The following is a 7,375-nucleotide window of genomic DNA, read 5'->3' on the forward strand; positions in this document are numbered from 1 at the left end:
GCGGGGCATCAATAGAGCCTAGGGCCGGGAGGGCCGGGGCATTTTGGACATTTATTTGGCTTTGGAGTTCGTTCACAGCACCGTTATTCCCAATCTCTCTAACCGTTAGTTTGTGTTGTCCATTGGTTAGATTCTTGGTATTCAGTGTAAATTGGTAGCCGGAATTTGCATTTTGATAGGCAGGATAAGCACTTTCTACATCAGGACGCCAAATGCCATAATTTGCAGTGCCCACGCTCTTTCCATCTACCAGTATCTCTATCTTGGATACGCCGCTGCCATCTAAGAACCAGCCGTTAATTGCCACTTCCCCTTTAACTGAAGTACCATACAAAGGGGTATCGACCATTCCTATAGGAGAGAGAACCTCCACGTTTGCAACAACCCTACTATTATTAGTAAATACTAAAATAGTAAAAATGGCAGCAAACAGTAAATATTTTGTTGCTAAATTCTTTATGATATTCACCTCTCAATTTATAGTTTGGTAACAACACAATTTAATAATATCAAACAATTATTTACAGGACAATGGAAATTTCGACAGTCTCCATGCCTTCATATTTAATATTCCCCCCTAAAATTCACTATTTTTCACCAAAAAAACAACTAAAAAAGAACCCCCAAAATTGGAGGATCCTTTTATTGAGTTTATCTATATTTCCCTGTCACTTCTAATTTTTGAGCATCTTAGAAAATGCGACCAAGTTTTTCTTAGAAACGCAGTATATTCTTTAAAAGTAAGGTTATATTTCTTTTTTATCTTTTTCATAATAGGAGTTAAAGCACGATCCATATAGATGAACAGTAAGAAAAATAAATTTAACCTATAAATATTGGACAGAAAATACATCTCGCTCTTTAACATTTCTGTATCAACAAACAGGTTGTCTTTACCGGTCGTCAGACCATGGTGATGAACGATTTTTGCGTAAGGTAAATAATATGCCTTATAACCCGATTTATACATCTTATGACTAAGGATATCTTCTTCGTAGTATAAAAATGTATGTTCATCAAACCATCCAATTTTCTCGAGCATATCCCCTCTTGCCATAAAGCAACAGCCAGAAAACTTATAAATAGGGATAGGGTCATCTTTAATGGAATTCCCAGTTAAATAATAGTCAAGATGATACTGCCTTTTCCGTTTTGCTGAGGCAAAATTGCTTAGTTTTGTATTATACAAAAAATAGTCGCGTATTGATATTGGTTTTAAAGACGGTAAATTTTGCAATTCCCCTTCGGGTGATAGAATGTAAGGAGCTGCTACCGCAACATCCTGATTTTTTTCTAAAAAGGAACACATCTGGTCGACACTTTCCTCTAAAAAAATGACATCATTGTTGGCGATCGTAATGAAGTCATGTCCATCTTTAATCGCTTGTCTGATCCCAATGTTATTTCCCCTGGCATATCCAAAATTTTCGGATTGGATGACAATCACATTTTTCTGATCTTTGAATTGTTGTTTAAGATTTTGATAGGAATCATTTAAGGACCCATTGTCCACTATATAAATGGTATAATCGTGTTTGCAGGTTTCAAAAATGGACTCTACACATCGAATGGTCATTTCCCACGTATTGTAATTCAAAATAATAAAAGCATTCATTTTTTCAACTCCAAAGCAAAGTAAGCTTATTCACGCTTTTATAAAGCCTTCTTGATTTTATCCCAATAAATTCGATAAAACCTTACCAGAATTTTCGGCGAAATAACCGCAGCTGCCAACAGGATTTTTTTCTTGCGATTATAGCTTTCTTTAGATAATAAGGCCCTTAATTTTTTGCGGTCGACATCAATTAAATATTTATAAGTATTCTTTTCACTTTGGTAATACTTTTCGATATTGATATACAACATCAAACCGGTTAAAAACCATTCAGCATATACTTCATTCGCTATTTCTGGATAGTTTTCCAGATAAAATAAATACATATCTTTTCTTACATTATATTCGTCTAGACGCTTTTTCGAAAAAGTTTTTCTCATCGTGCTATTTTCATTAAAACGGTAATTATAAAGTGGTTGACCTGTGTAATAAAGCATATTTACTTTATCGATGATGCGATAGGCAAAATCCATATCTTCTAGAATAGATCCCTGTTTAAATCTAATCCCGTTGAATAATTCCTTTTTATATAATTTATTACATGGACTAAAAGTTAGTCTTTCATTTAAATAAAGCTCATGCATTGCATCGTGTCGATTATATATTTGATTATTCGTATCATTACTGTATAAATAACCTGTTGAGTCTTTATTATATTGCATTAAATTACATGCTGCTATATCAGAACCGGTTTCTAATACTTTTGTATACAGTATTTCATACATATCCTTATCTATCCAATCATCGCTGTCAATAAAGCCTAAAAAGTCTCCCGTTGCTATATCAATTCCTACATTCCTGGCAGAAGACTGACCTCCATTTTCTTTGTGAATAACAGTGATTCTTTTATCACTTTTGGCATATTCATCACAAATAACCCCACTCTGGTCCGTAGAGCCATCATTAACCAAAATAAGTTCAAAATCACGAAAGGTCTGATTTAGAATACTTTTAAGACAATCATGAATAAAATTTTCAACATTAAAGACTGGAACAATGATACTTATTTTTGGATTCATACATTTATCTCCAATTAATTCTGTAAATTAACTTTTTTTAACTCAATTTATATCGACCGTTTCTATGATAAATTTCTACTGTTTTTTCTGAACATTGGTATGAGGTGAGTTTTCATTTAAATAAAGTTTATAATAAATCTTTTCTAAAATCTTATCCCACACAAAATTTTCTCTGCTAAAGTTTACAACTTCATCATATTTTTTGCCAATGTCAATTTTATTATCAATAATATCCTGTAGCGTTTTTGCTAAGGAATCGATATCATCCTGATTAATTCGTTTTCCTAAAACGCCACCTTTTGTTATATCCTCATCAGCTCCAACTTTAGTTGAGACAATATAATCACCAAAATAAATCGCTTCAGGGAAAACTAAGGGAAAACCCTCATACCTTGATGTTAAACAAAATACTTTGCTCCTAGCATACCACTCATATAATTTACTTTTTTCATTGACATTTCCAGTAAAAATTACTTTGTCTTTCAGTTCGGGATTATGATTATAAAAATCATGTATATATTTTTCAAAATGTTTTTCAATGGGACCAATAAAATATATCTTCCAGTCATTAAAACGAAGTCTTTCGGCGGCCTTTAAGAGCATTTCATTATTTTTTTGTTCCGTTCCTATTCTTCCAACCGTGATAATAATATTTTCTTTGTCCTTAAAGTCCTTAACATATTCTAGACTTTCATTTTCATCGGGAAAACCGTTGGGTATTAAAATAAAGTTTTCACTGACTTTATTTCCAAATACTTTTCGAAGCCGATCATATGCATTTTTTGTTTCAACACTGATCAATTCGAATTTAGATAATTCATTTTGTATCCTTTTAAGAGAAATCTTTCGTTTAATCGTCTTTAAATATGCTACAAATCCATCTTTATAGTTAAAGACATTTAGGCTTTTTTGTTCCTCTTTCTTGTATTTTTCTAACCCTTTAACCCCTGTTTCATCCTTATCTAACTTTAAATAAACCTTTCCCTTCGGATTAAAAATTTTATATAAAAATCTATAATAATAATTTTCTTTTTTTAGATGGAAAAGCATTAGTACATCAATGTTTTTTGCATTTCTAATTAGATAAAGTGACATCGGTGAAACAAAATTCCTTAACCATTTAACTTTGTTTGCACCATTTTTTTTAATTCGAATTAGATTTATGTCACATTCTTTTTGTTTTAAAGCATGGTTTTTTTCATGTTCATAAAAAACAATGGTGCTGTCAAAATCATATAATTTACTAAAATAGGCAGGGATCATTCCAACGTCTTTAAAAAGGTGCACTCTTTCAAACCATTCAATATCAAACAGCAACACCAATCGCTCTTTATGCATTTTTGTTCCTCCTAACAAACCTATCAAGTATCAAAGTTGTAAATTCCTCCTTATTTTTTAGCAAATAACCAAAGTAAATAATTCCACTAAGAAATGCAGTTATAATCAGATTGATTAGGAAGTTATCCGCTAGAAAGATTTTAACAATCAACAAACAAATAATTAATAAAAGACTACCTTTTAAATAATTTATACTATCATTATTATACAATTTGAAATTTCTGTAGGATTTAGATAAATATATTAGCGCAAGTGTTACTGTTAATTCAGACAATACAATAGCAAGGCTAGTTGCATTGTGATAAAAACTCTTAATTAAAATTAGATTTAATGCTACATTTACAATTGCTCCGGCAAAATTTGCCTTTACCATAGATTTTTCATCATTATGAGGTAATATGACCTGAAATCCATAAAAAGTGGCTAAACTAGTCGCTAATACTTGAAACGCTACAATTTGCAAAGAAATACTAGCGGTAATAAACTCCTTCCCTCCAAAAAATAAAAGAATATCCTTTGACATAAATATTATATATATAATGGCAGGGAATGATAAAAAATAAATAAAATTCAATGATTTTTGTGCTAGTTGATTATATTCTTCTTTCATATTTTTATCTAAGTAATATGATAACCTTGGAACTAGTACAGTACCTAGCGACCCTATGATGGCTAAAATTAACCCCGAGATTTTCCTAGTTGTAGAATAATATCCTACATATTCATCACCAACCATATTCCCGAGCAATATGATGTCTAAATTAGCGTAGATACTTCCAATTAAGCCTGCTAAAAACAAAGCAAAAATAGGTTTTAGATGTCTTTTCAAGTCAAGACTTTTTATAGTAAATTTTACTTTTTTCCTCGCCGCAACTACATTTAATATATTTGTTATAAACGTAACTAAGACTAAAATAATGGCATAAATAATATAATCATCACTATTGTGAACTAAAGAAAAAAGCATGATAACAGAAATGATTTTTACAAATATACTCCTCAGGGCAATAAATTTATACTCTTCTAATCCGCTATACAGCCAATCAATTGAGAATAAACTAAGAAAGATGCTTATACCCGCAACAAAGAACAACAATTCCTCGCTTTGCATTTTTGTACTAAATAAAAAAACAATGCTATACATAATCACAGTGAAAACTGTCATTATAGAACTTAAGGTAAACAACTCCGAAAAAACCTTATTAAGGTTTTGTTTATTCTCACGAACCTTTGAAATTTCTTTTATCCCGTAAACAGGGATTCCTACCTGAGCAATCATAATAAAATATGAAGCAACCGTGATTGAATAGTTTACCTTTCCTATACCTTCAGGACCTAATATTCTTGCAACGTAAGGGAAGGTGATTAATGGAAAAAGGAGGTTTGAAACTGTCAAAATGGTATTAAATACATAATTCATTTTTATGGATTTTTGTTTCAACTTCCAATCACCCTTTCGTAGTAGTTTGTAGTTTTTTATCGTTTTTTGTCATATTCTTCAAATGAAAATGATGCAAAGGGTTATTACACACACTCGCAGTATTTTGAATAATTTCCCTTCTCTAGTATAAGCATGATTCCCATTAAGGCAATCAAAATGATTAAAAAATTTTTAGGATTTATATGGTATTCATCTAATCACTATGTAACCAATCCTATTTTTTCCTCTTCTAGACAAAATAAAAACTCAAATTTCGCGCATACATTTAGCAAAATTTGAGTTACTTCAACAATAAATTTATAAACATCTAAAAGCTTTGCTATATTCTTAATTCGAATATTTTATTGTTCTTCAAGTTTTTTTTGCATGAATTTTAACAACTGTTCTTTCAATTCTTCCTTTTGAAGGGCAAATTCAATGGTAGTTTCAATAAACCCAAGCTTTTCTCCAACATCATAACGTTTTCCTTCAAATTCATAAGCAAATACACGCTGAATCTGGTTTAATTTTTGGATTGCGTCCGTTAACTGAATTTCCCCTCCAGCCCCAATTTCTTGTTTTTCTAAAAACATAAAAATTTCAGGTGTAAAAATATATCTACCAATAATCGCCAAATTGGAAGGTGCGGTTCCTAATTGTGGTTTCTCAACAAAATTACGCACTTGGTAAGAGCGGTCATACTGTTCAATTGGGTCAATTATGCCATAACGATTAGTTTCCTTTTCAGGAACCCTTAGTACTCCTATAACAGAAGAATGAGTATTGTCATAGACATTCATTAATTGTTTAAGGCAAGGAGTCTCAGCCTGAACAATATCATCCCCAAGTAAAACCGCAAATGGTTCATTTCCAATAAAGTTACGGGCACACCAAACTGCATGACCTAATCCCTTAGGTTCCTTTTGTCTTATATAATGGATATCAACCATCCTTGAGGGCTCTTGTACCTTCTCTAACAAATCAAACTTTTCTTTATTGAGGAGGGTTTGCTCAAGTTCATAGGCGTAATCAAAGTGGTCTTCAATGGCCCTTTTTCCTTTTCCAGTTACAATAATGATATCTTCAATTCCAGATTCAATTGCTTCTTCGACAATATACTGTATTGTTGGCTTATCAACAATTGGAAGCATCTCTTTTGGCATAGCCTTCGTTGCTGGTAAAAAACGTGTTCCAAGACCAGCCGCAGGTATTATGGCTTTTTTTACTTTTTTCATTTCAATTTGTCCTTTCCTAAGTCTTTAAATCATAAAAAACTTCTAACTTCTCAGAAATTATATTGTAAACAATTTATATTTACTAAAATTATTTCATAATAAATTAAAATTAACAAGCTAAATCAAATTATAGTCAAGGACGCTGGAAAGCGTACATAAAATGCTGTTGAATGCTGGCGAAAATTTTAAGAATTAGGTATAACGGGCTGAAAAATGGTGTAATTTCTGTGTATTTTTTGAAGGAAAAATAGTATTATAAATAAAGATTAATAACCTGATAGAAAGGAAGGAGAAATGAAGGTATATAAAAATATTGCCGCAATTTTCTTGGCAGGAATTGTAATGCTATTGTATTTAAATATCACAACAGCATATGCTTCTAATTTGGCACCAATAGGGGTTATTGATACTCCAACAAATGGTTCTACTGTAAATGGGGAAGTTGCTATTAGAGGCTGGTTCTTAGATGGAAGCGGCGTATCCAAGATAGAGATACTGGTAGATGGAAAGAACATGGGCACTGCCAATTATGGCATTTGGCGTCCTGATGTAGAAAGTGCTTATCCTGCTTATCAGAATGCCAACTCCGGCTACCAATTTACGCTAAATACCAAGAATCTAACCAATGGACAACACAAACTAACGGTTAGAGAGACTGGGAATAATGGTGCTGTGAACGAACTCCAAAGCCAAATAAATGTCCAAAATGCCCCGGCCCTCCCGGCCCTAGGCTCTATTGATGCCCCGC

Annotated in this window: 7 protein-coding genes; 1 reads left to right on the plus strand and 6 read right to left on the minus strand. The window is 32.1% G+C overall.

Annotation, left to right across the window (positions count from 1 at the left end; genetic code table 11):
- The 6 genes from AR334_RS29995 to galU form a co-directional block, all read right to left on the minus strand.
- A partial coding sequence (locus AR334_RS29995) for an Ig-like domain-containing protein (RefSeq protein ID WP_172799254.1) occupies window positions 1-373 on the minus strand: 373 nt, incomplete at its 3' end.
- Between the two features lie 282 nt (window positions 374-655).
- Window positions 656-1,615 carry a glycosyltransferase family 2 protein gene (locus tag AR334_RS18830; RefSeq protein WP_066315232.1) on the minus strand — a complete coding sequence of 320 codons (960 nt, stop codon included), beginning with the start codon at window positions 1,613-1,615 and terminating at the stop codon, window positions 656-658.
- A 38-nt stretch (window positions 1,616-1,653) separates the two neighbouring features.
- Window positions 1,654-2,634: a glycosyltransferase gene (locus AR334_RS18835; RefSeq protein ID WP_066315239.1), complete on the minus strand. Its 981-nt coding sequence runs from the start codon at window positions 2,632-2,634 to the stop codon at window positions 1,654-1,656.
- Between the two features lie 75 nt (window positions 2,635-2,709).
- Window positions 2,710-3,972, minus strand: a complete 1,263-nt coding sequence (locus tag AR334_RS18840) for a glycosyltransferase family 4 protein (protein ID WP_066315244.1) — start codon at window positions 3,970-3,972, stop codon at window positions 2,710-2,712.
- A complete protein-coding gene (locus AR334_RS18845; RefSeq protein WP_066315249.1) occupies window positions 3,965-5,413 on the minus strand; it encodes a flippase in 1,449 nt (482 codons plus the stop codon). The genes AR334_RS18840 and AR334_RS18845 overlap by 8 nt, the downstream gene beginning before the upstream one ends.
- A gap of 341 nt (window positions 5,414-5,754) precedes the next feature.
- Complete coding sequence (galU, locus tag AR334_RS18850; RefSeq protein WP_066315254.1) at window positions 5,755-6,627, minus strand: UTP--glucose-1-phosphate uridylyltransferase GalU; 873 nt, start codon at window positions 6,625-6,627, stop codon at window positions 5,755-5,757.
- A gap of 294 nt (window positions 6,628-6,921) precedes the next feature.
- Here galU and AR334_RS30000 point away from each other — a divergent pair.
- Window positions 6,922-7,375, plus strand: a 454-nt coding sequence (locus tag AR334_RS30000; RefSeq protein WP_172799255.1) for an Ig-like domain-containing protein, incomplete at its 3' end; no start/stop codon positions are given.

Source organism: Bacillus sp. FJAT-29814 (assembly GCF_001510715.1).
Lineage (GTDB): Bacteria > Bacillota > Bacilli > Bacillales > Cytobacillaceae > Neobacillus.

What these genes read in the sequence shown, in the direction of transcription:
- AR334_RS18830 (WP_066315232.1), bottom strand. Translation starts at nt 1,615, where the DNA reads ATGAATGCTTTTATTATTTTGAATTACAATACGTGGGAAATGACCATT.
- AR334_RS18835 (WP_066315239.1), bottom strand. Translation starts at nt 2,634, where the DNA reads ATGAATCCAAAAATAAGTATCATTGTTCCAGTCTTTAATGTTGAAAAT.
- AR334_RS18840 (WP_066315244.1), bottom strand. Translation starts at nt 3,972, where the DNA reads ATGCATAAAGAGCGATTGGTGTTGCTGTTTGATATTGAATGGTTTGAA.
- galU (WP_066315254.1), bottom strand. Translation starts at nt 6,627, where the DNA reads ATGAAAAAAGTAAAAAAAGCCATAATACCTGCGGCTGGTCTTGGAACA.